This is a genomic window from Streptomyces sp. NPDC048603 (assembly GCF_043199475.1).
GTDB lineage: Bacteria > Actinomycetota > Actinomycetes > Streptomycetales > Streptomycetaceae > Streptomyces.
In genome coordinates this window covers 31,271-57,058 of record NZ_JBICVY010000008.1, presented here as the reverse complement: position 1 = coordinate 57,058, position 25,788 = coordinate 31,271, and the positions used below count along the sequence as shown (strand labels likewise).

Annotated in this window: 20 protein-coding genes; 9 read left to right on the top strand and 11 right to left on the bottom strand. The window is 73.5% G+C overall.

The window, feature by feature from the left end:
- Positions 1-10: 10 nt before the first annotated feature.
- Complete coding sequence (locus ACGFQ9_RS20635) at positions 11-688, bottom strand: uracil-DNA glycosylase (protein WP_393575464.1); 678 nt, start codon at positions 686-688, stop codon at positions 11-13.
- Positions 689-947: 259 nt separating this feature from the next.
- On the opposite strand from ACGFQ9_RS20635, the gene ACGFQ9_RS20630 reads away from it, so the two are divergent.
- Positions 948-1,877 (top strand): hypothetical protein, encoded by a 930-nt coding sequence (locus ACGFQ9_RS20630; RefSeq protein WP_393575462.1) that lies wholly within the window; start codon positions 948-950, stop codon positions 1,875-1,877.
- Positions 1,878-1,975: 98 nt separating this feature from the next.
- On the opposite strand, the gene ACGFQ9_RS20625 is transcribed toward ACGFQ9_RS20630, so the two are convergent.
- The 5 genes from ACGFQ9_RS20625 to ACGFQ9_RS20605 all read right to left on the bottom strand — a co-directional run bounded on the left by ACGFQ9_RS20625 (position 1,976) and on the right by ACGFQ9_RS20605 (position 5,688).
- Positions 1,976-3,067, bottom strand: a complete 1,092-nt coding sequence (locus tag ACGFQ9_RS20625; protein WP_393575461.1) for a lactonase family protein — start codon at positions 3,065-3,067, stop codon at positions 1,976-1,978.
- A 59-nt stretch (positions 3,068-3,126) separates the two neighbouring features.
- A complete protein-coding gene (locus ACGFQ9_RS20620) occupies positions 3,127-4,263 on the bottom strand; it encodes a nitric oxide synthase oxygenase (protein ID WP_393575460.1) in 1,137 nt (378 codons plus the stop codon).
- 137 nt (positions 4,264-4,400) lie between these two features.
- Positions 4,401-4,958, bottom strand: coding sequence for a GNAT family N-acetyltransferase (locus ACGFQ9_RS20615; RefSeq protein WP_393575458.1), 558 nt, complete (start codon positions 4,956-4,958; stop codon positions 4,401-4,403).
- A gap of 27 nt (positions 4,959-4,985) precedes the next feature.
- The gene (locus tag ACGFQ9_RS20610) at positions 4,986-5,327 is read right to left on the bottom strand and encodes a thioredoxin family protein (protein WP_393575457.1); all 342 of its coding nucleotides are present in this window, start codon (positions 5,325-5,327) and stop codon (positions 4,986-4,988) included.
- A gap of 199 nt (positions 5,328-5,526) precedes the next feature.
- Positions 5,527-5,688 (bottom strand): hypothetical protein, encoded by a 162-nt coding sequence (locus ACGFQ9_RS20605; protein WP_393575455.1) that lies wholly within the window; start codon positions 5,686-5,688, stop codon positions 5,527-5,529.
- Between the two features lie 54 nt (positions 5,689-5,742).
- Between ACGFQ9_RS20605 and ACGFQ9_RS20600 the strand changes: the two genes are divergently transcribed.
- The gene (locus ACGFQ9_RS20600) at positions 5,743-7,782 is read left to right on the top strand and encodes a HelD family protein (RefSeq protein ID WP_393575454.1); all 2,040 of its coding nucleotides are present in this window, start codon (positions 5,743-5,745) and stop codon (positions 7,780-7,782) included.
- 93 nt (positions 7,783-7,875) lie between these two features.
- On the opposite strand, the gene ACGFQ9_RS20595 is transcribed toward ACGFQ9_RS20600, so the two are convergent.
- The gene (locus ACGFQ9_RS20595) at positions 7,876-9,360 is read right to left on the bottom strand and encodes an FUSC family protein (protein ID WP_393575981.1); all 1,485 of its coding nucleotides are present in this window, start codon (positions 9,358-9,360) and stop codon (positions 7,876-7,878) included.
- Positions 9,361-9,885: 525 nt separating this feature from the next.
- Between ACGFQ9_RS20595 and ACGFQ9_RS20590 the strand changes: the two genes are divergently transcribed.
- Complete coding sequence (locus ACGFQ9_RS20590; RefSeq protein WP_393575452.1) at positions 9,886-10,590, top strand: TetR/AcrR family transcriptional regulator; 705 nt, start codon at positions 9,886-9,888, stop codon at positions 10,588-10,590.
- 54 nt (positions 10,591-10,644) lie between these two features.
- Here the strand turns inward: ACGFQ9_RS20590 and ACGFQ9_RS20585 are convergent, their stop codons facing one another.
- Positions 10,645-11,517, bottom strand: coding sequence for a hypothetical protein (locus tag ACGFQ9_RS20585; RefSeq protein ID WP_393575450.1), 873 nt, complete (start codon positions 11,515-11,517; stop codon positions 10,645-10,647).
- A 129-nt stretch (positions 11,518-11,646) separates the two neighbouring features.
- Positions 11,647-13,398 carry an MFS transporter gene (locus ACGFQ9_RS20580; protein ID WP_393575449.1) on the bottom strand — a complete coding sequence of 584 codons (1,752 nt, stop codon included), beginning with the start codon at positions 13,396-13,398 and terminating at the stop codon, positions 11,647-11,649.
- A gap of 425 nt (positions 13,399-13,823) precedes the next feature.
- On the opposite strand from ACGFQ9_RS20580, the gene ACGFQ9_RS20575 reads away from it, so the two are divergent.
- Both ACGFQ9_RS20575 and ACGFQ9_RS20570 read left to right on the top strand, forming a co-directional pair.
- Positions 13,824-14,303, top strand: coding sequence for an Lrp/AsnC family transcriptional regulator (locus ACGFQ9_RS20575; protein ID WP_393575448.1), 480 nt, complete (start codon positions 13,824-13,826; stop codon positions 14,301-14,303).
- A gap of 36 nt (positions 14,304-14,339) precedes the next feature.
- A complete protein-coding gene (locus ACGFQ9_RS20570) occupies positions 14,340-15,422 on the top strand; it encodes an FAD-dependent oxidoreductase (protein ID WP_393575446.1) in 1,083 nt (360 codons plus the stop codon).
- Between the two features lie 15 nt (positions 15,423-15,437).
- Here ACGFQ9_RS20570 and mltG read toward each other — a convergent pair whose 3' ends face one another.
- Positions 15,438-16,313, bottom strand: coding sequence for an endolytic transglycosylase MltG (gene mltG / locus ACGFQ9_RS20565; protein ID WP_393575444.1), 876 nt, complete (start codon positions 16,311-16,313; stop codon positions 15,438-15,440).
- 85 nt (positions 16,314-16,398) lie between these two features.
- Positions 16,399-18,231 (bottom strand): ABC transporter ATP-binding protein, encoded by a 1,833-nt coding sequence (locus tag ACGFQ9_RS20560; RefSeq protein WP_393575443.1) that lies wholly within the window; start codon positions 18,229-18,231, stop codon positions 16,399-16,401.
- Between the two features lie 136 nt (positions 18,232-18,367).
- On the opposite strand from ACGFQ9_RS20560, the gene ACGFQ9_RS20555 reads away from it, so the two are divergent.
- The 4 genes from ACGFQ9_RS20555 (at position 18,368) to ACGFQ9_RS20540 (ending at position 25,601) form a co-directional block, all read left to right on the top strand.
- Positions 18,368-18,877 carry a MarR family winged helix-turn-helix transcriptional regulator gene (locus ACGFQ9_RS20555; protein WP_393575441.1) on the top strand — a complete coding sequence of 170 codons (510 nt, stop codon included), beginning with the start codon at positions 18,368-18,370 and terminating at the stop codon, positions 18,875-18,877.
- A 19-nt stretch (positions 18,878-18,896) separates the two neighbouring features.
- Positions 18,897-21,833 (top strand): FAD-binding and (Fe-S)-binding domain-containing protein, encoded by a 2,937-nt coding sequence (locus ACGFQ9_RS20550; RefSeq protein ID WP_393575440.1) that lies wholly within the window; start codon positions 18,897-18,899, stop codon positions 21,831-21,833.
- Positions 21,834-21,963: 130 nt separating this feature from the next.
- The gene (locus ACGFQ9_RS20545; protein ID WP_393575438.1) at positions 21,964-23,823 is read left to right on the top strand and encodes an ABC transporter transmembrane domain-containing protein; all 1,860 of its coding nucleotides are present in this window, start codon (positions 21,964-21,966) and stop codon (positions 23,821-23,823) included.
- Positions 23,820-25,601 carry an ABC transporter ATP-binding protein gene (locus ACGFQ9_RS20540; RefSeq protein ID WP_393575437.1) on the top strand — a complete coding sequence of 594 codons (1,782 nt, stop codon included), beginning with the start codon at positions 23,820-23,822 and terminating at the stop codon, positions 25,599-25,601. The genes ACGFQ9_RS20545 and ACGFQ9_RS20540 overlap by 4 nt, the downstream gene beginning before the upstream one ends.
- Positions 25,602-25,788: the final 187 nt, after the last annotated feature.

Genomic DNA, 25,788 nt, shown 5'->3' with positions numbered 1-25,788 from the left:
CCCGGCGGCGTCAGGGAAGGCGCCAGTCCACCGGCTGTGTGCCCTGGCGTACGAGCAGGTCGTTGGCTCGGCTGAAGGGGCGCGAGCCGAAGAAGCCGCGGTCCGCGGACATCGGCGAGGGGTGCGCCGACTCGATGGCCGGGAGGTCGCCGAGCAGCGGCCGCAGGTTGCGGGCGTCACGGCCCCACAGGACGGACACCAGCGGCTTCCCGCGGGCGGCGAGCGCGCGGATCGCCTGCTCGGTCACCTCCTCCCAGCCCTTGCCGCGGTGCGCGGCGGGCTTGCCCGGTGCCGTCGTCAGGGCCCGGTTGAGGAGGAGGACGCCCTGCCGCGTCCACGGCGTGAGGTCTCCGTTGGACGGCCTGGGCAGTCCGAGGTCGGCGTTCATCTCCCGGAAGATGTTCTCCAGGCTGCCGGGCAGCCGGCGCACGTCGGGGGACACGGCGAAGCTGAGCCCGATGGCCATCCCCGGCGTGGGGTAGGGGTCCTGTCCGACGATCAGGACCCGGACGTCGTCGAAGGGCTGCTGGAAGGCGCGCAGGACGTTCGCCCCGGACGGGAGGTACGTGCGGCCCGCCGCGATCTCCGCCCGGAGGAAGTCCCCCATGCCGGCGATGCGTCCGGCCACCGGCTCCAGGGCCTTCGCCCAGCCTGCTTCTACGAGTTCATGCAACGGTCGTGGTGCCACGGTCGATCACTCTACTGGCCCACACCGACACCCGGCGCAACCGCACGGGCCGGGCACCGGACCCGGCAGCGGCCCGGCACCGGGAACCGTTTCCGGCGCTACGCTGTCATGATCAAAGCAGGGCTCCGCCGGCCGTCCGGGCGGCGGGTTGTTGATCGTTTTACCGTATGCGATTTTCAGCGGAAAAATACGGACAGAAGCCGTCTCTACGAACCCTGCCCGAACAGTCGGTACGCGAAAGCCAGTAGCATGCGGCGCCATGAGCACACCGACTGGCCCCGCGAACGGCCTGCCCGTACGAATGCCGCGACCCCGCCCGAGCGGACGGCACCGCCGGCCCGAGCCCGCGGTGGCGCCGGAGAACGCGCCCGCGCTGGTGCTCGCCGTGCCCGGTGTCCCGTCGGCCGCCTCCCGGGGACTCGCGGAGGAGATCCTCAGCATCGGCCGCTCCGAGCTGCCCGGTCTGGACGCCCGCATCGGCTACCTCGAGGGCGAGGCCCCGGACGGGGACACCACGCCCGAGTTCCCCTCGCTGTCCTCCGTACTGAACGCGGTCACCGCCGACCGCACCGCCCGCGCCGAGTTCGCCCGCGCCGCCGGCCACGAGGTCCCGGAGCCCACCGGCCCCGACGCCGTGGTGGTGCCGCTGCTGGCCGGACCCGACGCCGACCTGCTGCGCCGGACCCGCCAGGCGCTGATGGACTCGACCGCCGCCGCCGAGCTGGCCGACGTACTCGGCCCGCACCCGCTGCTCGCCGAGGGTCTGCACGTGCGCCTGTCCGAGGCCGGTCTGGCGCGCGCCGACCGGGCCCGGCTGTTCACCGTGGCGACCGCCGCCGACGGCATCATCCTGGCCACCACGGGCGGCGAGGAGGCCGTGCAGGCGGCCGGGATCACGGGCATGCTGCTGGCCGCCCGGCTCGCCGTGCCGGTCATCGCCGCCGCCCTGGACCAGGAGGGTTCGGTGGCCTCGGTCGCCGAGCAGCTGCGCGGTTCCGGTTCGGTGCAGCTGGCGCTCGCCCCGTACCTGATCGGCCCGGAGGCCGCCGAGGGGCTGCTGGACACCGCCTGCAAGGAGGCCGACTGCTCGGCCGCCGAGGTGCTCGGCGCCTACCCGGCGCTCGGCAAGCTCGCGGTGGCCCAGTACGCCGCCGCGCTCGGCCTGCCGCAGGCCGCCGCGGCACGCTGACCCGGCGCACCCCCGGCACCCGCGTACCCGCAGCCGTACGCGGGCGGGCCCGCGGCCGGATCCCGGCCGCGGGCCCGCCCGCGTTCCTGTCCGCCCGGTCAGCCGAAGACCACGCAGGTGGCGGCGGGCACCGCCACCGAACCGGCCCGCCGCGGCAGGCCCGTGATCGGGTCCACGTCGAACCAGGTGACGTCCCCGGAGCGCTCGTTGGCCGCGTAGAGGCGGCGGCCGGCCGGGTCCAGGGCGAGGTCACGCGGCCAGCGGCCGCCGCAGGACACGCTGCCGACCTGCCGGGGCCGCTCCGGACCCGCGTCCGGTGCCGCGCCGCCCGGGCCGAGGGCGAAGGCGGTGATGACGTCGGTCCCGCGCACGGCCGCCCAGAGGAACCGCCCGTCGGGCGAGGCCACGATCGCCGAGGGGTAGGCCCGCGCCGGGCCTGTGGCGCCCCCTGGGGCGACCGGAACCTCCCGGACCGGTTCCAGTTGCCCCCGGGCCCCGTCCCACCGGCAGACGGTCAGCAGCGGCTCCAGCTCGTGCAGTACGTAGACCAGCTTCCCGCCGGGGTGGAAGGCGAGGTGGCGCGGCCCGCTGCCGGGGCGGAGCGCGGTTTCTGCGTGCAGGGCCACCGCTCCGGTGTCCGGGTCCAGGGTGCAGACCCGGACCGAGTCGGTGCCGAGGTCGACGCCGAGGAACCGGCGGCCGGAGGGATCGGGCACGACCTGGTGGGCGTGCGGCCCTGCCTGCCGGCCGGGGTCCGGGCCGGAGCCCTCGTGCCGCAGTACGGCGGTGGGGCCCGCGGCGGCTCCGGCGGCGACCCCGGCGGCGGGCAGCACGCTGACGCTGCCCGAGGTGTAGTTGGCGGTGAGCAGCCACTCCCCCGCCACGGCGAGGTGGGTGGGCCCGGCCGCGCCTACCGGGACGGCGGGGGCCGCGGGCCGGGGCAGGCCCGGCCCGTCCACGGCGAAGGCCCGTACGGCGCCCCGCTCGCTCTCGCTCACCGCGTAGAGCCGGCGGCCGTCGGGCCCGGGCGCCAGGTACGAGGGGTCGGCGACCGCACCGGTGACGCCCAGGACGGTGAGGGCGCCGGTGTGCGCGTCCACGGCCGCGGTGGTGATGCCGCCGCCGCCCGCCGATGTGAACGAACCGATGTAGGCGCGGACTTCACCGGTGCGGTCGTCGTGCTCCGTCACGCTGTACCCCTCTTCGCCGTTCGGCCGTTCGGCACGGACAGCCGACGGTAACAGAAGGTCTAGACCAGATCGATCCCCCGGGCCCGCTCCTGTGCTCCGGGGAGGTGGACGTAGGCCGGGGTCTGCCGGCGGTCCTCGTAGGTGCGGTGGAAGACCGGGGTCGCCGACCCGGATATCGGCGGCACGATCCAGGACCAGTCGGCTCCGACCTCGCGGCCCTTGCACTCCTCGCGCTGCAGGTGGGTGAGGAAGCGGCGGGACTCGGTGTGGTGGTCGGCGATGGTGACCCCGGCCCGGTCGAAGGAGTGCAGCACGGCCCGGTTGAGCTCGACCAGGGCACGGTCCTTCCAGAGCGAGCGGTCGCTGGAGGTGTCCATGCCCAGCCGGCGGGCGACCACGGGGAGCAGGTTGTAGCGGTCGCTGTCACCGAGGTTGCGGGCGCCGATCTCGGTCCCCATGTACCAGCCGTTGAAGGGGGCGGCCGGGTAGCGGATCCCGCCGATCTCCAGGCACATGTTGGAGATGGCCGGGACGGCGTGCCAGCGCAGCCCCCAGTCCGCCCAGTCGTCGCCGTCCGGGTGCCCGATGGGCACTTCGAGGACCGCGTCGGCGGGCAGGTCGAACCAGCGGGGCTTGTCGTCGCAGCCCTGCACCACCAGCGGGAGCGGGTCGAAGGGGGTACCGGGGCCGCCGGCCCAGCCGATCTCCCGCAGCGCCTCGGTGAGTTCGCGGTTGCGCGGGTCGCCCACCGTGACCGAGGGGTGGTCGCCGTACCCGGCGTAGCGGACGAGCTGCTCGTTCCAGATGAGGGGGCCGGGGCGGTCCGGCGCCTCCGGGGCGAAGACGGTGATGGTGGGCCGGATCCGGCCGCCGTTGGTGGCCTCGCGCAGGTGCTCGAAGCATTCGGCGGCGATCTCGTCGCCTCCGGTCAGGTCCCGGCGGTCGCGGACCCGCAGGGAGTTCCAGTAGAGCCGGCCGATACAGCGGTTGCTGTTGCGCCAGGCGACACGGGCACCGTGCACGAGTTCCTCGTGGGTGTGCCGGTAGGTGCCGGATTCCTCGATCTCTCTCCGTACGGCGGCGAGCCGGTCTCGCGGATCGCCTGCCGACGGGTTCTCCAGATGGAAGAGGCGGATGAACTCCTCCGCCTCCGACCATATGTGAGCGGTCGTCGAGAGCTGCTGCAGTGTTTCCATCCCGGGCGATTACCCCCTGTACGAACAGATCCACCCTGTACGTGCCGGATGCATGTGCTTCAAACAATCACCCGTTGTACATGCGGCAGTTCGGATCCGTCAGCCGGTTCGGCAGGGAACACCCCCTTGGAGTGACGTCAGCCGACGGTCCGGCTCATGAACAGGGCCTGTTCGCCCGCGGCGGGGGTGCCGTCGTACAGGGTGGTGTCCAGTCCGCAGAAGACGAAGCCCATCCGCCGGTAGGCGTGCACGGCCGGGGCGTTGACACTGGAGACCTCCAGCCACAGGTGGCCGGCGCCGCGCTCGCGGGCGAAGGCGTCGGCGTGTTCCATCAGGGCGCGCCCGATGCCGTGGCCCCGGTGGGCCGGGGCGATCTCGATGTCCTCGACCGTCAGGCGGCGGTTCCAGGCGGAGTAGCCGACGGCGGCGAACCCGCACAGCTCGTCGCCGTCGACGGCGACGAAGGTGCGGCGGTCGGTGTCGGCGTCCTCGCCGATCTCCTGCTCGTCGTGCTCCTCCGACGGGAAGACCTTGCGCACGGGCGGGTCGACGGGCACCTCGCGGAGGGCGAAGCCGGTGTCGGTGGCGGCCGCCTCGAAGACCGTGGCGGTGGTGAAGGAGCTGTCGAGGGCCTCGATGGCGGGGGCGTCCTCGGGGCGGGCGAGGCGGTAGGTGATTCCTGGTGCGGTGGTCACGGGTACGACCGTAACGCGGGCACCGGGTCAGCGGGGCCCGTCGAGGAACGCGGCGAGTCCGGCGTGGTCCAGGGGGCCCTCGTGGGCGGCGACCGGGCGGCCGTCCTCGATCAGCACGACGGCGGGTGCGGAGGCCACGGCCCAGCGCCGGGTCGCCCCGGGGCAGCGGGTCATGTCGGCACGGACGACGGTGAGCCGTCCTGCGCGCTCCCGCGCGGTGTCGCGGACCACGAGGTCCATGGCCCGGCAGGCGTCGAGGGCCTTGGGCCAGGCCCCGGTGAAGTACGCGAGGATCGGGGTGCCCGAGGCGAGGCCGAGGACGAAGTCGAATTCGGCGTCCTCACGCGGCTGGTGGACGTGCGTCGCCATCGACTGCTCCCGGACGTGCGGACGTATGGACTGCGGTTTCGCGGGTTCGCGGTTTCGCGGGTTCGCCGCACAAAAATGCCCCGGCGTATATTGACTGCCAGGGCGTCTGTGCGCATATATTCGTTGTTTCATGTCCTCCAGAAAAGGAAGACATGAAGGAAAGTCACGAGGACACCATATCGCGGCGGGAGTGGAATTGTCAACCGAGGAATTCCGGAATGAGCAGCGTTTCGTCGATCGGCTCTACGAACGCCTGGACGACCTGCGCGACCAGGCCGAACGGGCCGTACGGGAGGCCTTGCGGAGCGAAGGCGAAGGGTTTCAGGCCCGCCTTGAACGCGATGTTCTGGTCGCTGAGCAATCCGGCCTGCTTTCGGCGCTGAACGCGGGCGAGAACGGGCTGTGTTTTGGCCGGGTGACGTACTCCGACGGGCATGACCACCACATCGGCCGGATCGGAATCCGGGAGGACGACGGCGAGCGCACTCCCCTGGTGGTGGACTGGCGCGCGGACGTCGCCCGCCCCTTCTACCTCGCCACCGGCTACCACCCGATGGGGCTGCGCCGCCGCCGGCACCTCACCACCCGGGGCCGCGAGGTCACCGCCCTGCACGACGAGATCCTCGACCTCACCGACGCCGAGCGCACCGGCCACGAGGGAGCCGACGCGGACGCCGTGCTGCTGGCCGCCCTCGACGCGGCCCGGACCGGCCGGATGCACGACATCGTGCGGACCATCCAGGCCGACCAGGACCGGATCATCCGCTCCCCGCACCGCGGGGTGCTCGTGGTGGAGGGCGGGCCGGGCACCGGCAAGACGGCCGTCGCCCTGCACCGCGCCGCCTATCTGCTGTACGCGCAGCGGGAGTTGCTGGCCCGTCGCGGGGTGCTGATCGTCGGCCCCAATCCGGCCTTCCTCGGCTACATCGGCGAGGTGCTGCCGGCCCTCGGCGAGACCGGGGTGCTGCTGGCCACCGTGGGCGAGCTGTTCCCCGGCGTACGGCCCACCGCCGGCGACCGCCCCGGGGCCGCGGCCGTCAAGGGCCGGGCCGGGATGGCGGAAGTGCTGGCCGCGGTGGTCCGGGACCGGCAGACCCTGCCGGAGACGGTCCCGGCGGGGGCCGGCGAGGACAGCGCGGTGCTGCCGGAGCCGGCGCTGGAGGTCGACCACGACGACTACGGCACCCTGCTGCTGCACCGCACGATGGCCCATGAGGCCCGGGACCGGGCCCGCGCCACCGGGCTGCCGCACAACCTGGCCCGTCCCTTCTTCGCCTTCCGGATCATCGACGCCCTGACCGAGCAGCTCGCCGACCGGCTCGGCGCCGACCCGTACGGCGGTCCCAACCTGCTCGGCCCAGACGACATCGCCCAGCTGGGCAAGGAGATCGCCACCAGCGCGGAGGTGCACGCCGCCATCGACACGCTGTGGCCCGAGCTGACCCCGCAGCGGCTGGTCGCGGAGTTCCTGGCGGACCCCACGCACCTCCCCGGGGCGGACGCCGCCCTGATCCGCCGGGCCGGCGGCGGCTGGACGGCGGCCGACGTGCCGCTGCTCGACGAGGCCGCCGAGCTGCTCGGGTACGACGACGCCGCGGAAAGGGCGGCCGCCGAGCGGGAGCGTCAGGAGCGCATCGCGTACGCGCAGGGCGTGCTGGACCTGTCCGAGGGCTCGAAGTCGTACGAGTTCGAGGACATGGAGAGCGAGTACCTGGCCGCGCACGACATCATCGACGCCGAGCGGATGGCGGAGCGGCACGAGGAGGCCGATCACCGGAGCACCGCCGAGCGGGCGGCCGCCGACCGCACCTGGGCCTTCGGGCACGTGATCGTGGACGAGGCGCAGGAGCTGTCGGCGATGGCCTGGCGGATGCTGATGCGGCGCTGTCCCACCCGGTCGATGACCCTGGTGGGCGACCCGGCACAGACCGGGGACGAGGCGGGACTGGGCTCGTGGGAGCGGATCCTGGGCCCCTGGGTCGGGGACCGCTGGGAGCTGGTCCGGCTGGGCGTGAACTACCGCACGCCCGCCGAGGTGATGGACCTGGCGGCAGCAGTGCTGCGGGCGGGCAGGCCCGGTTTCGAGCCGCCGCGCTCGGTGCGCTCGACGGGCGTGCGGCCGTGGGTGCGGGCCGCCGCGGACCTGCCGGCGGAGGTAGCGAAGGCCGTGGCGGAGGGCGTGCCGGCCGAGGGCCGGCTGGCCGTGATCGCGCCGCGCGCCCTGCACGGCGTACTGGCGGAGGTGCTGCCGGAGGTGGAGGCGGGCGCCGAGCCGGACCTGACGCGGAGCGTGGTGCTGCTGGATCCGCGCCAGTCCAAGGGCCTGGAGTTCGACACGGTGATCGTGGTGGAGCCGGCCGACCAGCAGCCCAGCGACCTGTACGTCGCCCTCACGCGGGCGACGCAGCACCTGGGCGTCCTGCACACGGGGCGGCTTCCGGCGGGCCTGGGGTGAGGCCGGGGGCGGGGGCGGGGGTGCACGAAGAAGCCCCCCGGCCGGGCGGGACGCCTCGGGGACGGGGGGCGGGTTCGGGGGCGGAGCCGCGGGTCAGGCGGTGACCAGGGGGGCCTTCGGGTCGGTGCGGAGCGGGGTGGCCAGGGCGGCCAGGGCGTGCTCCAGGCCGTGCAGGTGCGCCAGGGCGGGGGCGTCGGCGCCGGGGCCGGGCAGCGGGACGTCGGGGGTGTCCTCGCCCGGGCCGGTGAGGGCCTCGACGGCGGCTTCGACCCGCCAGCAGGCGGCGGCGAGGCGGGCGTCGTGCGAGGCCTGCGGGTCGGCGGCGACGGCCGCCAGGCCGCGCACCTCCCGGGCGCAGTCGTCGAGCAGGGCGAGGACCTGGCGGGCCCGGGCCTTGCGGGCGCGGAACGGGCTGAGCGGGTGGACCAGCGGGGCGAGGGCCAGCCGGACCCGGCCGAGCAGCAGTTCCAGTTCGGCGGCGTGCGGGGCCGGGTCGGCCTCCGGGTCGCCGGCCAGGCGCCGGCTGGCGGCGGCGGTGGCGGCGCGTACGCAGTGCAGGGCGCGCTGGATCCAGGCGTCGTTGGCGGCGTGGGTGGTGACGGGGAGGACCAGGGTCACGGCGAGGGCGGCGCCCAGGGCGCCCAGGGCGGTCTCCTCGAAGCGGAGGAGGAGCAGGCCGGGGTGGAGCACTCCGAGCAGCCCGTAGAGCAGGCCGGCCATCACGGTGACGAAGAACATCATCCAGGAGTACGAGGGGGCGGCCGTGTAGAAGATGCCGAAGACACAGACGGCGACCAGGGCGGCGGTGGGCGCGGGGGCGCCGTGCAGCGGGACGGCGACGAGCAGGCCTGCGGCGATGCCGGTGACGGTGCCGACGACCCGGCGGAAGCCGCGGACCAGGGTCTCGCCGCGGGAGGCGGTGTTGACGAAGATCCACCAGGCGGTGCCGACGGCCCAGTACCAGCGGTCGGCGGAGACGATCTGGCCGACGGTCAGTGCGAAGGCGCAGGCGGCGGTGGCCTGGAAGGCCTGCCGGGTGGTGGGGCGGGCCAGGCCGGTGCCGGGCAGCGGCGGCGGGGCCGGGGCGGGCGGGGTGCGGCGCTCGATGGGCCAGAGGACGAAGCGGACCGCGGCGGCGGCGACCAGGGCCAGGCTGACGGCTGTGCAGAGCTCGGGGAGCTGGGCGGGCGCGGCGTGCAGGAACTGCGTCACGAAGAACTGCATGAACGCGAAGATGCCGAGCGCGTGGCCGCGCGGCCCGAAGCGGCGGGCGTAGACCCCGCAGAACACGACGGCGAGGAACGCGGTGTCGCGCAGCAGCGGCACGCCGTGGAGGGTGGTCGCCAGGGCGAGCACCGGGAAGCCCGCGGCAGGCAGGAGGGCGGTGGTGATCCGCTGCGCGCGGACGGTGGCGTCGGTGACGGTGAAGAGGGCGAGCAGGGCCGCCAGGCCGCCGGTGATGGAGGCGGTGAGCGAGAGCCCGGCGAGTTCCGCCAGGGCGACGGCGAGTGCGACGCCGATGACGGCGCGGGACGAGTTGCGGAGCCTTGCGAGCCCCGGATCAGGAGCCACGAACATCCTCTTCACGGCGGTGTGCCGCCCCCCTTGCAGGTGTTGCGCGCCGCACCCGGCGGCCGCCCGGGGGTGGTGGGCGGGGCTCGGGCACGACGAAGGCACCGCGGTCCGGTCCGGCCTCGTCGCCGGCCCGGCGCTGCGGCGCCGTAGATACATGGATAGGGCAAGGATAAGGAGATGAAGGCAGCCGGCTCAACTCGGCTCGAGTTCACTGAGCCATTGGCTCAGTAAATCCTTGATCCGTTCGGCCACGGGGAGGCCAGTGGTCCATGGCTGCCCTGCCTGCCACCACCGGCTGGATGCCGCCGGGGCGAGGGCTGCTCTGCGGCACGAGTTGCTCGGCGGCAGGGACCGCCCCCTTCCGCGACGGACTCAGGTCCGGTACGGATTGCCGTACCGGACCTGCGTGTTCCCGTCCCCGTCGGCACCGGACGGACCGGACCGAATCCGGTTACCGGCCGGTCGGGACGTGGAGGGGCTGTGGTACTTTCGATTTCTTCAAGTCGTGAATTTCATCGAAGGGGTCTTATGGGCGTTCGTAAGCCCTCGGACAGCTCGGGCACACCGGACACGTCTGCCGACGCGCCGCGCACCACGGGCAGCGGGCGTCCGCTTCCGGCCCGCAGTGGCCGGCGCCCCGGCGACAGCGGCACCAGAACGCAGATCCTGTCCGCCGCCCTGCAGCTCTTCGCGGCGAAGGGGTACTCGGGGACGACGATCCGGGCGATCGCCGATCTGGCGCAGGTCGACCCGGCCCTGGTCCACCACTTCTTCACCAACAAGGAAGGCGTGTACCAGGCCGCGATCGGCTCGCAGCTCAGCGCGTCCAGCATCTTCGACAACCTCCAGGAGAGCGCCCTGGAGGACGCGGACGCGATGACCCAGGTCAAGTGGTTCGCCCGGGCCTATCTGAGCTTCTGCGAGAACGAGACGACCCGGCTCGCGATGATCGCGATCTACCGGGGCGCCCTGAGCGACGCCACCACCTCGGACGTGTACCGGGCACGGGTAGAGGCCAGCAACGAGCAGGTCGCGCGCTTCCTGGGCATGCCGGACACCGAGGCGACCCGGTCCGTACTGGCCATCGCCTCGGCACACCTGCTGGGCATCGCCATCCTCCGGTACGTCGCCCGCGTGGAGCCCCTGGCCTCGATGGACTTCGACGACCTGATCACCTGGGTGGCGCCGGCCCTCGACTCCATCTGGGCCCGCAAGGAAGCGGATGCGCGTTAGCCGGACACCCCGGACGTCCAACGGCCGGCCCGTGAGCCGCACCGTCGCCGATCGCTACACGACGGATGCGGCTTTCGGGCCGCCTCCGGTCCGGTCGGCGGCGACCGGCACGGCACGGGGCGCGGCCGGTGCGTGGGCGAGGACGTACACACCGCGGCCGACCGCCAGCGCGGTGGCCGCGGCCAGCAGCCCGCTGGGGATCCCCGTCACGTAGCGCTCGCCCAGGACGAGGAAGCCGACCATCGCGGTATAGGCCGGGTTGACCAGGGTGACCGTGGCGAGCGGGGCCTCGAGCCCGGCCTTGTAGGAGAGTTGCGAGGTCAGCAGTCCGGCGCAGGCCAGCGCGGCGACCACCGCGGCGACGAGCAGGGCGGGCAGCCAGGAGATGCGGGCACCTTCCCCGCCGAGGGCGAGGGCCAGGGCCTGCGCGAGGGTCGAGGAGGCGCCGAAGGCCACGCCCGCGGCTGCCGCGAACCACAGGCTGACCACCACCGGCCGGCGGGCCACCGCCCTCGCGACCGCCGAGATCCCGAGCACGGCGGCGGTGATGCCGACGACGGCGAGGATCCGGCCCGTACTCAGGGCCTCGTTCACACGGGCCGACCGGCCGAGCAGGAGGAGCCCGGCCATCCCCGCCACCGTCAGGGCGATCCCGGTCCACTGCTGCCGGTTCATCCGCCGGTGCCGCAGCGCCTGGGACAGCAGCGGCGCGGCGACCAGGGTGAGTGCTCCGAGGGTCTGGACCACGGTCAGCGGACCGTAACCCAGCGCCCAGATGTGCAGCCCCGCTCCGAGCAGGTTCAGCGGTACGGAGAGCCTCCACGCCGCCGCTCCGGTGGCTCCGCCGGCCGCCGCGCGCTCCTGCGCCACGGCCGCGGCCCCGTACACAAAGGCCGAGGCCACCGCCGGCAGCACCATCACGAGCATCGTTTTCCCACCCTCCGAGAACCCGGCGCCGCGCGGGCGCCGGAAAGACCGCACGGCTGCCGGCCCGTGGCCGACAGCCGTGTTCACCGTGCGCTGGTGTGCGGTACGGCCGCACACGCCGGGTCCTGATCAGGCCCCGCCGGGCACGTCGGCGACGTCCTCCGGCCGGATCTTCGGCAGGAGGAACACCAGCAGGCAGGACAGGGCGAAGCAGCCGAGCTGCCAGTAGACGACCTGGCCGAAGCTGTCGCTGAAGTTCGCCTTGCGGGCCTCGGGCACGGCCTTGCCGAGCACGGCCGCCTGCACCTTGGTCTTCAGCTCCTGCGGGGCCGGGCTCTGGGCCGTCTCCCGCTCGATCCGGGTGCAGCTCTCCGGGGTCTCGGTGAGGTCCTTCTGGTTCATCCGGTCACCGAAGCAGGTCTCGAACCCGGTGACGATCCGGTCCTGCTGCGGCGCCGGGACGCCGGCCGCGGCCAGGTCCCGCCGCAGCTCGGGGACCGCGCTGCCGCTGGAGCCCGCCGCGTTGGATCCGAGCAGCCCGAAGAAGAGGATGCCCGCCACGGCGATGCCCACCGCGATGCCCACCTGCTGGGCGGTGGCCAGCACTCCGGAGGCGGACCCGGCCTCGCGCGACCTGAGGCCGGCCAGCATGATGCCGGTGCAGGGGGCGAGGAAGAAGCCACCGCCGACGCCGGCGATCATCAGGGACGGGATCAGTTGGTAGCCGTGCAGATCGGTGCCGGCCCAGTCGACGGTCACCATGACCCCCGTCATGCCGATCAGCAGCAGGCCGGTGCCCAGGGCGAGCGTCCACTTGCCGAGCTTCTTGACCACGGCGGCGGAACGGGCGCTGCCGACCGCGATGAAGAGCGCGAAGCCGAGGCTGACCGCGCCGGCGGAGACGGGGCTGTAGCCGAACCCAGCCTGGAGGGTCAGGAAGAAGGTCATGAAGAAGGACGGGATGCCCGCGAAGAAGACGATGCTGATGAGCAGACCCACGGAGAAGGAACGCTCCCGGAACAGGCCCGTGGGGACCAGCGGAGCACCGTCCGGACGGGCCGTCAGCGCCCTTTCGCAGAGGGCGAACCCGACGAGTACCAGCGGGCTGAGGCCGAGCAGGACCAGGCTCCAGCCGGGCCAGTCGTGTTCGCGGCCGATGACCAGCGGGAGGATCAGGCTGAACAGGCCCGCGGTGAGGATCACGGCGCCGATGACGTCGAGCCGGCGCGCGCCCTCGGCGGAGGACTCGGGGATCTTGGCCATGCCCACCAACAGGGCGAGCAGGCCGATGGGCAGGTTGACGAAGAAGATGGACCGCCAGTCGGTGCCGAGGATGTCCAGGTCGATCAGCCAGCCGCCCAGCACCGGCCCGAGCACCGTGCCCAGACCGACGGAGGCGCCGTAGGCCGCGAGGGCCTTGGGGCGCTCCTGCGGGGAGAACGTGACCTGGAGGATCGACAGGACCTGCGGGAACATCAGCCCGGAGCAGACTCCCTGGAACACCCGCGACAGGATGAGGAACGTCGAGCCGGTCGCCGCCCCGCAGAGCGCGGAGGCGAGGGTGAAGCCGACCATGCCGATCAGGAAGATCTTCTTCCGGCCGTGGATGTCGCCCAGCCGTCCGCCCGTCACCAGGGTGCAGGCGAAGGCCAGGGAGTAGACGGCGACGACGAGCTGCACCTCGGCGAAGGTCGCTCCGAGATCGGCCTGCAGCTCGGGCAGGGCGACCATCGTGATCGTGGTGTCCAGCATCTGCATGAAGACGGCGGACAGGGTGACCGCCAGGACCACCCAGCGGGCCTTGTCGGCGGCCCGGCCTAATCCGGATGCGGAACTGGACGCTCCCGCGCCAGTGAGCTCATCCGTACGAACCGTGTGCATGTCCCCTCCTCGCAATTGCCGGAACGGCAGTCGCCCAGTAATTCACTATGACATGAAGTCTACGCATCATGAATTTTTCCCCGCAACCCTGGGGTGTGAATGGGAGGTGACCTCGGCGGCAGCGGGAGGACCGCCTCACCCGAGGTGACGACCGGCACTCCGTACACCCGCTGTTCGCGCAGGGCCCGGCGTGCCGCGGCCCGGCACCTCGGCATGGATACCCCTGGCCGCCGCCCGACGACGGGAGGCTCGGGGACGATGCCCACCGACACCTGTCGGGGTGTGCGGCGGCCGGACAGCGACTCCAGCGCCCCGGGCAGCGCCAGGAACACCGGCGCGGCGGCGGTGCCGTGACCGCGGGCTCGGCCTCGGTCACGGCCTCGGGGCATCCGGTGTCCCCACGGCCGGCTGGGATGATGGCGGGCATGACGGTGGATGAGCTCGACACCCGCATCCTCCGGCTGCTCATCGAGCAGCCGCGCACCAGCGTGCGCGAGTACGCGCGGCTGCTCGGCATCGCGCGCGGCACCCTGCAGGCCCGGCTGGAACGGCTGGAACGGACCGGGGTGATCACCGGCACGGGGCCCGTACTGTCCCCCGCGGCGCTCGGGCACCCGGTGCTGGCCTTCGTGCACATCGAGGTCACCCAGGGCCGTCTGGACGAGGTCGGGGACGCGCTGGCCGCCGTACCCGAGATCATCGAGGCGTTCTCGATCACCGGCGGCGGGGACCTGCTCACCCGGGTGGCCGCCCGCGACAACGCCCACCTGGAGGACGTGATCCAGCGGCTGATCCGGCTGCCGGGGGTGGTGCGGACCCGCACCGAGGTGGCGCTGCGCGAGCGGGTGCCGCACCGGCTGCTGCCCCTGGTCGAGGCGGTGGGACGGGCTGCCCGCACATCCTGAGGGAAGATCCCGGCAGACCCGCGAGTTGGTAGAACCGTGAACGAATTCGGGGTCGTGGACGTGGACGTGGTGGTCGTCGGCGCGGGGCAGGCGGGTCTGTCGAGCGCCTACCACCTGGGGCGCGCCGGGCTGGAGCACGTGGTCCTGGACCGCGCGCCCCGCCCGGGCGGGGCGTGGCAGTACCGGTGGCCCACCCTGACCTACGGCCGGGTGCACGGCATGCACGCGCTGCCCGGCATGGAGCTCACCGGTGCGGACTCCGGGCGGCCCTCGTCCGAGGTGATCGGCGCGTACTTCGACTCCTACGAGCGCGCCTTCGGGCTGTCGGTCCGGCGGCCGGTGGACGTGTCGGCCGTACGGCCGGGGGAAGGGGACCGGCTGCTGGTGGAGTCCTCGGCGGGGCACTGGTCGGCGCGTGCGCTGATCAACGCCACCGGCACCTGGGACCGGCCGTTCTGGCCGCGCCACCCCGGGCAGGAGACCTTCCTCGGGCGGCAGCTGCACACCGCCGGCTATCCGGGACCGCAGGCGTTCGCGGGGGCCCGAGTGGTCGTGGTGGGCGGCGGCACCTCGGGGGTGCAGCACCTGCTGGAGATCGCCGGGGTGGCGGCGGAGACGACCTGGGTGACGCGTCGGCCGCCGGTGTTCCGGGACGGCGACTTCGGGGAGGCCGAGGGGCGCGCGGCCGTGGCGCTGGTGGACGAGCGGGTCCGCCGGGGGCTGCCGCCGCAGAGCGTGGTGAGTGTGACCGGGCTGCCGCTGAACGAGGCGGTCCGGGCCGGACTGGAGTCCGGGGTGCTGGCCCGGCGGCCGATGTTCGAACGGATCACCCCGGAGGGAGCCGTCTGGGCGGACGGCAGCTCGGTCACGGCGGACGTGATCCTCTGGGCCACCGGCTTCCGCCCCGCGATCGACCACCTGGCCCCGCTGCGTCTGCGCGAGCCGGGCGGTGGTATCCGGCTGGACGGGACCCGGGCGGTGCGGGATCCGCGGGTGCACCTGGTCGGGTACGGGCCTTCGGCGAGCACCATCGGCGCCAACCGCGCCGGCGGCGCGGCCGTGCGCGAGATCCGCCGGCTGCTGCTCCGTGTGCCGGCCGCGGCAGGCGCGAGCGGCTGACCCGGGGCGGGCCGGTCAGGCCGGACCGGGGCGGGTCGGGCTGCTTCCCGCCCGGGCGGCGGCCCGGACCCGGTTGAACTCGGCCACGTGCCGCTGGTGCTCCTCGTAGGTCGCCGAGAAGCGGGTGTCGCCCGGCTTGACGGTGACGAAGAACAGCCAGTTGCCGGGGGTCGGGGCGACTGCCGCCGCCATGGCGGGCAGTCCGGGGCTGTCGATCGGGGTGGGCGGCAGGCCCTGGCGTTCGTAGGTGTTGAACGGGCTGTCGATCCGGGTGTCGGCCAGGGTGGTGTCCACGGTGTTGCGGTTCAGCGCGTAGTTGAGGGTGGAGTCCATCTGCAGCGGCATCGACCGGGCGAGCCGGTTGTGCACCACCCGGGCCACCCTGCCCATGTCGGCGGGGGTCTCGGCCTCGGCCTGGATGATGCTGGCGAGGGTCGCCGTCTGGTACGGGGTCATGCCGTGCACCCGCCCGCCGTCGGCCACGGCCTTGGTGCCGAGCTTCCCAGTGGCCGTCCGCACCATGTAGTGGAGCAGGTCGGCGGGGGTGGTCTTCGAGGTCACCGGGTACGTGGCCGGGAAGAGGTAGCCCTCGGGGTTGCCCTTGGCCTCGGCCGGCAGGGGCAGGGCCGCCTTCGCGGCCTCCCTGCGGGTGGTTCCGGGTGGCAGCCCGAGTTCACGGTCGACCGCCGCGTAGACCTGGGCGGCCCGCCAGCCCTCGGGGATCAGCAGTGTGCGCGCCCGCTCGGGCTCGGCGCCCGGCAGCAGCTTCGGGACGAGGAGTGCCGCCCCCGTCGCGAGCACCAGGGCGAAGAAGATCGCCAGTCGGCCGCGGCGGGTGAGGCGGGTGAGGCGGGTGGTCCGGCCTCTCGGCGGCCGGTGCTCAGGATGCATACCGGGACGGTAATACGCGATCCGGTGGATTCCCGACATATATGCCGCATTCCGGACCGATAGTCACACGATCACAGGATCGCGGTCACTGTGGGGCGGCTTCCATCCGAGCGTCCCGGCGCACCAGTGCGGCGTACCGGCCGTCGGCCTCCAGCAGTTCCCCGTGCGTACCGCGCTCGGCGATCCGGCCGGCATCCAGCACCACGATCTGGTCGGCGTCGCGGACGGTGGACAGGCGGTGCGCGATCGTGATGGTGGTGCGTCCGGCCGACAGCGCGTCGATGGCCTGCTGGACGGCGTGCTCGGTGCGGGTGTCCAGGGCGCTGGTCGCCTCGTCGAGGATCAGCACCGGCGGGTCGCGGAGGATCGTCCGGGCGATGGCCAGACGCTGCTTCTCGCCACCGGAGAAGCGGTAGCCGCGCTCGCCGACGAGCGTGTCGTACCCGTCCGGGAGGGAGGCGATGTGGTCGTGGATCTGCGCGGTCCGGGCCGCCTCGGCGATCTCCTCGTCGGTGGCGTCCGGCTTGGCGAAGCGCAGGTTGTCCGCCACCGAGGCGTGGAAGAGGTAGGTCTCCTGGGAGACCACCCCGATGGAGCGGGCCAGCGAGTCGAAGTCCAGGTCCCGTACGTCGACCCCGTCGAGGGTGACCCGGCCGCCGGTGACGTCGTAGAGCCGGGGCACCAGATAGCTGAGGGTGCTCTTGCCGGAGCCGGTCGGGCCGACCACGGCGAGGGAGGTGCCGGCCGGGACGGTGATGTCGATGCCGGAGAGGGTGCGCCGGGCGGAGTCCCCTCCGTCGTAGGAGAAGTCGACGTCCTGGAGGCGGATCTCCCCCTTCGCCTGGTCCAGCCGCACCGCATCGGGGCGTTCGCTGATCTCCACGGGGAGGTCCAGGTACTCGAAGATCCGGGCGAACAGGGCGAGCGAGGACTGGATCTGCACACCGGTCGAGAGCAGGCTCACGGCCGGGCGGAACAGCCCCTGCTGGAGGGTGACGAAGGCGACCAGGGTGCCGACGGACAGCGAGGGCGCGCCCGACTGGAGGGCGAGGCCGGCGGCCCAGTAGATCAGGGCGGGCATCGCGGCCATGACGATGCCGATGGTGGACATCCGCCAGCGTCCGGCCATGCTGGACCGGACTTCCAGCCCGACGAGCTTCTCGGATTCCTCCTCGAAGGCGCGGGTGAGGGAGTCGGCCCGGCCCATGGTGCGGCCGAGCAGGATGCCGCTGACCGAGAGGGACTCGGTGACGGTGGCGGCCATCGCGGCCATCTGTTTCTGGCGCTGCGTGGTGATCTTCTTCCGCTCGCGGCCGACCCGGCGGCTGATCCACACGAAGGCCGGCAGCAGGAGCAACGAGACCAGGGTGAGCCGCCAGTCCAGGGCGAGCATGGCGACCACGGTGGCGATGACCGCGGTCAGGTTCGACACCAGGGAGGTCGCGGTGGAGGTGACGGTGGCCTGCATACCGCCGATGTCGTTGGCGATCCGGGACTGCACCTCGCCGGTGCGGGTCCGGGTGAAGAAGGCCAGCGGCATGCGCTGGAGCTGTGCGTAGACCGCGGTCCGCAGGTCGTGCATGACGCGCTGCCCGACCGTGGTGGAGATGAGCGTCTGCAGGACGCCGAACACGCTGGTGACCACGGCGGTCAGGATCATGCCCAGGGCGAGCAGGCTGAGCAGCCCGGTCCGGCCCTCCGGGATGGCGGTGTCCAGGATCTCCTTCAGCAGGAACGGCGAGGCGACGCCGACCAGCGAGGAGGCGAAGACGAGCAGCCCGACCACGGCGAGCCGGCCGCGGTAGGGGCGGAACAGGCGCACGATGCGGCGGAGCTCGCGCGGCTGCTCGCCGGAAGCGGGCCGGCCGGTGTCGAGGGGACGCTCGGACGGCGTCCAGGTGAGTTCTTCTGGGTGCATGGGCTCCCTCGGGAGGTGTCAGGAGGACACGGGCCGCCGGCTCCATGACCTCGGCTCGTGACTCATCGGATCCATTGGAGCATAGCTCATTGTTACCTATACTCACAATGAACAACGTCCTGATAGGGTTCCCGGTATGAGCACCCCGTCCCCTCAGGCCGGCACCGGGGTCGGCCCCGACGCAGACACCGGCGCAGGTACCGACGCAGGCACCGACCGCCTCCTCGCCGAGCAGCTGCTCCGTCTGACCCGCCGCCTCCACCGCATCCAGAAGCGCCATCTGGAGCCCGTCGGCATCACCCCCGCCCAGGGGCGGCTGCTGCGCGTGGTCGCCCACTACCCGGCGGACGCCCCGCCCCGGATGGCGGACATCGCGGCCCGGCTGGAGGTGGTGCCGCGCCAGGTGACCACGCTCGTCGACGGCCTGGAGGCGGCCGGCTGCGTACGCCGGGTGCCCGACCCCGCCAACCGCCGGGTGACCCGGATCGAGCTCACCGACACCGGCCGCGCCACGCTGCGCAGGCTGCGCAACGCGCGAACCGACGCCGCGGAGGAGATCCTGGCTCCGTTGACCGCCGAACAGCGCGAGGTGCTCGGCGGCCTGCTCAACGCTCTGGCGGACGTCCCGGCGGAGCGCCCCTGCTGACGGGAGCGAGGAGTCGCGCATGCCGCTGCTGGAGCCCAGGCCCGGAACCCTCCGGCCGCACACGGTCAGCGGCCCGGCACCCGACCGGGTGCCCCAGCACCGGGCGGGCGGCACCCCCGAGCCACTGCGCTCCGAACTGACCGCGCTGCTCGGCGCCGACAAGGTGCTCTGGAAGATCTCCGACCTGGTCCGCTACGCCTCGGACGCCTCCCCGTACCGGTTCGTGCCCCAGGTCGTGGTGATCGCCGAGGACATCGACGACATCTCCGCCGTGCTGTCCTACGCCCACGGCCGGCAGCGCGAGGTGGTGTTCCGCTCTGCCGGGACCTCCCTGAACGGGCAGGCGCAGGGCGAGGACATCCTGGTCGACGTACGCCGCCACTGGTCCGGGATCGAGGTGCTCGAGGACGGCCTGCGGGCCCGGATCCGTCCCGGGACCACCGTCGCCCGCGCCAACGCCGCGCTGGCCCGGCACGGCCGGGTGCTCGGCCCCGACCCGGCCAGTGCCGTCGCCTGCACGCTCGGCGGGGTGGTCGCCAACAACTCCTCCGGCATGACCGCCGGCACCACCCGCAACGCGTACCGCACGCTGTCCTCGCTCACCCTCGTCCTGCCCGGCGGCACCGTGGTGGACACCGCCGACCCGCTCGCCGACGAGGAGCTGCTGCGGGCGGAGCCGGCCCTGTGCCACGGCCTGCTGGCGGTGAAGGAGGAGATCGAGTCCGAGCCGGAGCTGGTGGCCCGGATCCGCGCCAAACACTCCATCAAGAACACCAACGGCTACCGGCTGGACGCCTACCTCGACGGGAACACCCCCGTCGAGATCCTCCGCGGTCTGATGGTCGGCTCCGAGGGGACCTTCGGCTTCATCGCCGAGACCGTGTTCGACACCCTGCCGCTGGACCGGCACGTCACCGCCGCGCTGCTCTTCTTCCCCTCGCTGCCCGCCGCGGCCGCCGCGGTGCCGCTCTTCAACGAGGCCGGGGCGCTCGCCGTCGAGCTGATGGACGGGAACACGCTGCGCGCCTCGGCGGTCGTCGACGGCGTCCCGGCGGACTGGGCCGGACTGCCCCGCGACACCACCGCCCTGCTGGTCGAGTTCCGGGCCCCCGACGAGGCCGGGCAGGCGGAGTACCGGCGGCGCGCGACCGGCCTGCTGGCCGGCCTGGAGCTGGTCGCCCCCGTCCCGTCCGTCACCAACACCTTCACCTCGGACCCGGGGGCCGTCGCCGGGTACTGGAAGGCCCGCAAGGCGTTCATCCCGGCGGTGGGCGGCGCCCGGCCCTCCGGCACCACCCTGATCACCGAGGACTTCGCGGTGCCGCCGGCCCGGCTCGCGGAGGCCTGCGCGGCCCTGCTGGAACTCCAGACGGAGCACGGGTTCGACGCGGCCGTCGCCGGTCACGCCGCCCACGGCAACCTGCACTTCCTGCTGGCCTTCGACGCGGCGAAGCCGGCCGACGTGGCCCGGTACGAGGCCTTCATGGACGCCTTCTGCCGGCTCACCGTCGACCGCTTCGACGGCGCGCTGAAGGCCGAGCACGCCACCGGCCGGAACATCGCCCCCTTCCTGGAGCTGGAATGGGGGCCACGGGCCACCGAACTGATGTGGCGCACCAAGCAGATCATCGACCCGGACGGAGTGCTCGCCCCCCGGATCGTGCTGGACCGGGACCCGCAGGCGCACCTGCGCGGCCTCAAGACCATTCCGCGGATCGAGGCGGTCGGTGATCCCTGCATCGAGTGCGGGTTCTGCGAACCGACCTGCCCCAGCAAGGACCTGACCACCACTCCGCGGCAGCGGATCCTGCTGCGCCGCGAGATGCTGCGGCAGCAGCCGGGTTCCGCGGTGCTGGACGGACTGCTGTCCGCCTACGGGTACGACGCCGTGGACACCTGCGCGGGCGACTCCACCTGCAAGCTGGCCTGCCCCGTCGGCATCGACACCGGCGCGCTGATGAAGGACTTCCGCCACCGCCGGCACAGCCCCCGCGAGGAGCACGCCGCCGAACTCGCCGCCCGCCACTTCAAGGCCGTGGAACGGGCGGCCCGGCTGGCGGTGGGGGCCGCCGACCGGATCACCCACCGGATCGGCGGCGCGCCCCTGCGGTCGCTCACCGGCGCCGTCCGCAAGGCGGTACGGCCCGACCTGGTGCCGGAGTGGCTGCCGCAGATCCCGGGCGCCCCGGCACACGAGCTGCCCGCCACCACGCGCTCCGGCGCGGCGGCCGTCTACTACCCCGCCTGTGTGAACCGGATCTTCGGCACGCCCGACGGGACGGACGCGCGCACGCTGCCGGAGGCGGTGGTCGCCGTGTCGGCGCGGGCCGGGAAGCCCGTGTGGATCCCGGGTGACGTGGCGGGCACCTGCTGCGCGACGATCTGGAACTCCAAGGGGTACGAGGCCGGCAACCGGGTGATGGCCAACCGGATCGTGGAGGCGGCCTGGGGCTGGACGGCCGGCGGGCGGCTGCCGCTGGTGGTGGACGCCTCCTCCTGCGCCCTGGGTCTCGCCCGCGAGGTGGTGCCGTACCTGACCCGGGACAACCGCGCCCTGCACGCGGAACTGACCGTCCTGGACTCGGTGGTGTGGGCCGCCGACGAGCTGCTGCCGCACCTGGAGGTGTTCCGCAGGGTCGGCTCCGCGGTGCTGCACCCCACCTGCTCGATGCGCCACCTCGGCGGCGAGGAGCGGTTCCGGGCCGTGGCCGCGGCCTGCGCCGAGGAGGTCGTGGTGCCGGACGAGGCGGGCTGCTGCGGCTTCGCCGGCGACCGCGGGATGCTCCATCCGGAACTGGCCGACGCCGCCACCGCGCGGGAGGCCGCCGAGGTCACGTCCCGGGCCTTCGACGCGCACCTCTGCGCCAACCGGATGTGCGAGGTGGGCATGGACCGCGCGACCGGCCGTCACTACCACTCGGTACTGCTGGAACTGGAGCGCGCCACCCGCCCCTGAGGCCCCTCCTCCCCCTCCCGCCACAGGATCCGGGCCCGTTCCGGCCCCTCCCGCGATAATCGATTGCCCGGCGGGCCCGGAAAGGGCGAACCTTTCACGGTTTGGACCACTCACCGAGGCATGGGGCGTCATGCAGATCAGTGATCTTCCGTATCCGGATCCCGGGGTACCGGATACCCGTTCGGGCCCCCGCTTCCTGCTCTGGCTCGGACGCATGCAGCTCGGCGGACAGGCCAGGAGCCTGTGCTGGGGCCTGCTCCACTTCGCCGGCATCGCCGGACTGCCGTTCACCGTCGGCCTGGGCGTCGAGGCGGTCATCGACCGCGACGGCACCCGCCTGCTGCTCGACGGCGCACTGCTCCTCCTGGTGGGCATCGCCATCGCGGTGGGCGACACCATGCTGCACCGGACCGCTGTCACCAACTGGATCACCGCCGCCGCCCGGGTGCAGCAGCTGCTCGCCCGGAAGACCGCCGAGCTGGGCTCCGCCCTCACCAGGCGGGTCGCCGCCGGCGAGGTGGTGTCCGTGTCCACCGGCGACGTCGAGAAGATCGGCTGGTTCGTGGAGGCGGTCTCCCGGTTCCTGGCCGCCGCCTTCTCCGTGCTGCTGATCTGCGCGGGACTGCTGGTGTACTCGCCCTCGCTGGGCGTGGTGGTGGCGGTCGGCGTGCCGGTGCTGGCCCTGGCCGTCCTGCCGCTGCTCCCCCGGGCCACCCGCCGCGCCGACATCCAGCGCGAGAAGGCCGGGAAGGCCACCGAGCTGGCCTCGGACACGGTGGCGGGACTGCGGGTGCTGCGCGGCATCGGCGGCGAGGAGCTCTTCCTCGGCCGCTACCGCGACGCCTCGCAGGAGGTGCGCCGGGCCGCCGTGCGCACCGCCCGGATGTGGGCGCTGATCTCCGCCGTCCAGGTGCTGCTGCCGGGCGCGCTGATGGTCACCGTGATCTGGTACGGCGCCGGCCTTGCCCTCGACGGGCGGATCGAGGTCGGCGAACTGGTGGCGGTGTTCAGCGCGGTGGCGACGATGCTGTATCCGCTCCGGCACTTCGAGGAGATCGCCATGGCGTACTCCTTCTCGCGGCCGTCCGCGAAACGGGCCGCGCGGGTGCTGTCCCTGACCCGGGCGGGCGCTCCGGAGCCTACCGGGACGGCCCGCCCCGCGGAGCCGGCCGGGGAGCCGGCCGGGGCACCCCCGCCCGGCGGGGACCTGTACGACCCGGAGACGGGGCTGCTGGCGCCGGCGGGCGCGCTCACCGCCGTGGTGTGCGGCGACCCGGACCTGGCGGGCCGGCTGGCCGAGCGGCTCGGCGGGCACCCCGCCGAGGCCCCGGCGGGCACCCCGTCGGTGCTGCTGGGCGGGGTCGCGCTGGACGACCTCGCGCTGGACACCGCGCGCACGCTGGTGCTCGTCCAGGACAAGGATCCGGTCCTGCTGTCCGGGACCCTGCGCGAGCTGTTCGACGTACCGGCCACGGGGACGGTCGACGCCCCGGCGGCGCTGGCCGCGGCCCGCTGCGGGGACGTACTGCAGGCGCTGCTGCAGTCCGCGCCGGACGGGGTCACCGACCCGATGGAGGCCCGGATCACCGAGCGCGGCCGGTCCCTGTCGGGCGGGCAGCGGCAGCGGCTGGCGCTGGCGCGTTCGCTGGTCACGGACCCGGAGGTGCTGGTGCTGGACGAGCCGACCTCGGCGGTCGACTCGCACACCGAGGCGCGGATCGCCGACGGGGTGTCGGCGCTGCGGGCCGGCCGCACCACGGTGGTGCTGGCCTCGTCCCCGCTGCTGCTGGACCGCGCCGACCGGGTGGTCCTGATCGACGGCGGCACGGTGGCCGCGGTCGGCACGCACCGGGAACTGCTGCGCTCCGAACCGCGCTACCGCGCGGTGGTGACCCGCGAGACGGACGAGGAGCGGGAACTGGCGCGTATGGAGGGCGAGCTCGGGGACGGGCTCGACACGGAGCTGAAGGAAATCGAGGAGTCGGCATGATCGGCGTGGCAGCGCCGGAGTACGATCCGGCGGCCCCGGAGACGGCGGCCACCCTGCCGGTGGGGACACCGGCCACGGTCCGCGCCTACGTGGGCGGGCTGCTCCGCCGCCACCGGCGGGCGTTCGCCCTGCTGGTGGCGGCCAACGCGGTCGCGGTGGTGGCCTCCATGGTCGGCCCGTACCTGCTGGGGCAGGTGGTGGACGATCTGGCGGCCGGCGTACGCGAGCTCCATCTGGGGCGCATGGGGCTGCTGTTCGCGCTGGCCCTGGTCGTGCAGACGGTGTTCGTACGGATGACGCGGCTGCGCGGGGCGATGCTCGGCGAGGAGATGCTGGCCGACCTGCGGGAGGACTTCCTGGTCCGGTCGGTGGGACTGCCCCCGGGGGTGCTGGAGCGGGCCGGTACCGGTGACCTGCTGTCGCGCATCACCACCGACATCGACCGGCTGGCGAACGCGATGCGGGAGGCCGTGCCACAGCTGGCCATCGGTGTGGTGTGGGCGGGTCTGCTGTTCGGCGCGCTCGCGGTGACCGCGCCTCCGCTGGCACTGGCGGCACTGCTGGCGCTGCCGGTCCTGGTGTGGGGCTGCCGCTGGTACTTCAGGCGGGCGCCCTCGGCGTACCGTTCGGAGGCCGCCGGGTACGCGGCGGTCGCGGCCGTCCTGACCGAGACGGTGGACGCGGGCCGTACCGTCGAGGCCCACCGGCTGGGCCGGCGCCGGATCGCGCTGTCCGAGCAGCGGATCAAGGAGTGGACGGCCTGGGAGCGGTACACGCTGTTCCTGCGGTCGGTGCTGTTCCCGGTCATCAACGTCACCTTCGTGACCATCCTGGGCGCGGTGCTGCTGATCGGCGGCTGGTGCGTGCTGCAGGGGTGGCTGTCGGTGGGTCAGCTGACCACGGGTGCGCTGCTGGCGCAGATGCTGGTGGACCCCATCGGGCTCATCCTGCGCTGGTACGACGAGCTGCAGATCGCCCAGGTGTCGCTGGCCCGGCTGGTCGGCGTGCGGGACATCGAACCGGACGCGGGCGATGCCCGGGTCTCTCCGGACGGCCGGGAGGTACGGGCCGACGGGGTGCGGTTCGGCTACCGCGACGGGGTGGACGTGCTGCACGAGGTGTCGATGGCGGTGCCGCCGGGCACGCGGATGGCGCTGGTCGGGCCGTCCGGCGCGGGGAAGTCCACGCTGGGCCGGCTGCTGGCGGGCATCTACGCGCCCCGCACGGGCGAGGTGACGCTGGGCGGGGCGCGGCTGTCGGAGATGCCGGCGGAGCGGGTGCGCGCGCACGTGGCCCTGGTCAACCAGGAGCACCACGTCTTCACGGGCACGCTGCGGGACAACCTGCTGCTGGCCCGGACGGGCGCCGGGGACGCGGAGCTCTGGGCGGCGCTCGGCGCGGTGGACGCGGACGGCTGGGCGCGGGCTCTGGAGGAGGGCCTGGACACCGGGGTGGGTTCGGGCGGTACGGCGCTGACTCCGGCGCAGGCGCAGCAGATCGCGCTGGCCCGGCTGGTGCTGGCCGATCCGCACACCCTGGTGCTGGACGAGGCGACCTCGCTGCTGGACCCTCGGGCGGCGCGCCACCTGGAGCGCTCGCTGGCCAGGGTGCTGGACGGGCGTACGGTCATCGCGATCGCGCACCGGCTGCACACGGCGCACGACGCGGACGTGATCGCGGTGGTGGAGGACGGCCGGATCAGCGAACTGGGCAGCCATGACGAGCTGGTCGCGGCGGACGGCGCGTACGCGGCGCTGTGGCGGTCCTGGCACGGCTGAGCCCGCACGCGGCACGGGTACCCTGTGCGGCCCGGGGCCGCACAGGGGTCTGGCGCGGGGCCGGGTGCCGCGTGCGGCCGGGGCGCGGCCTCCCCTGGAGCTGGTGGCGATCGCACGGAACTGCTCGAGGCCGGCGATTCACCGTTCGACCACGTTGCGGTCGCGGTGGATCTCCTTGCCCCGGTCC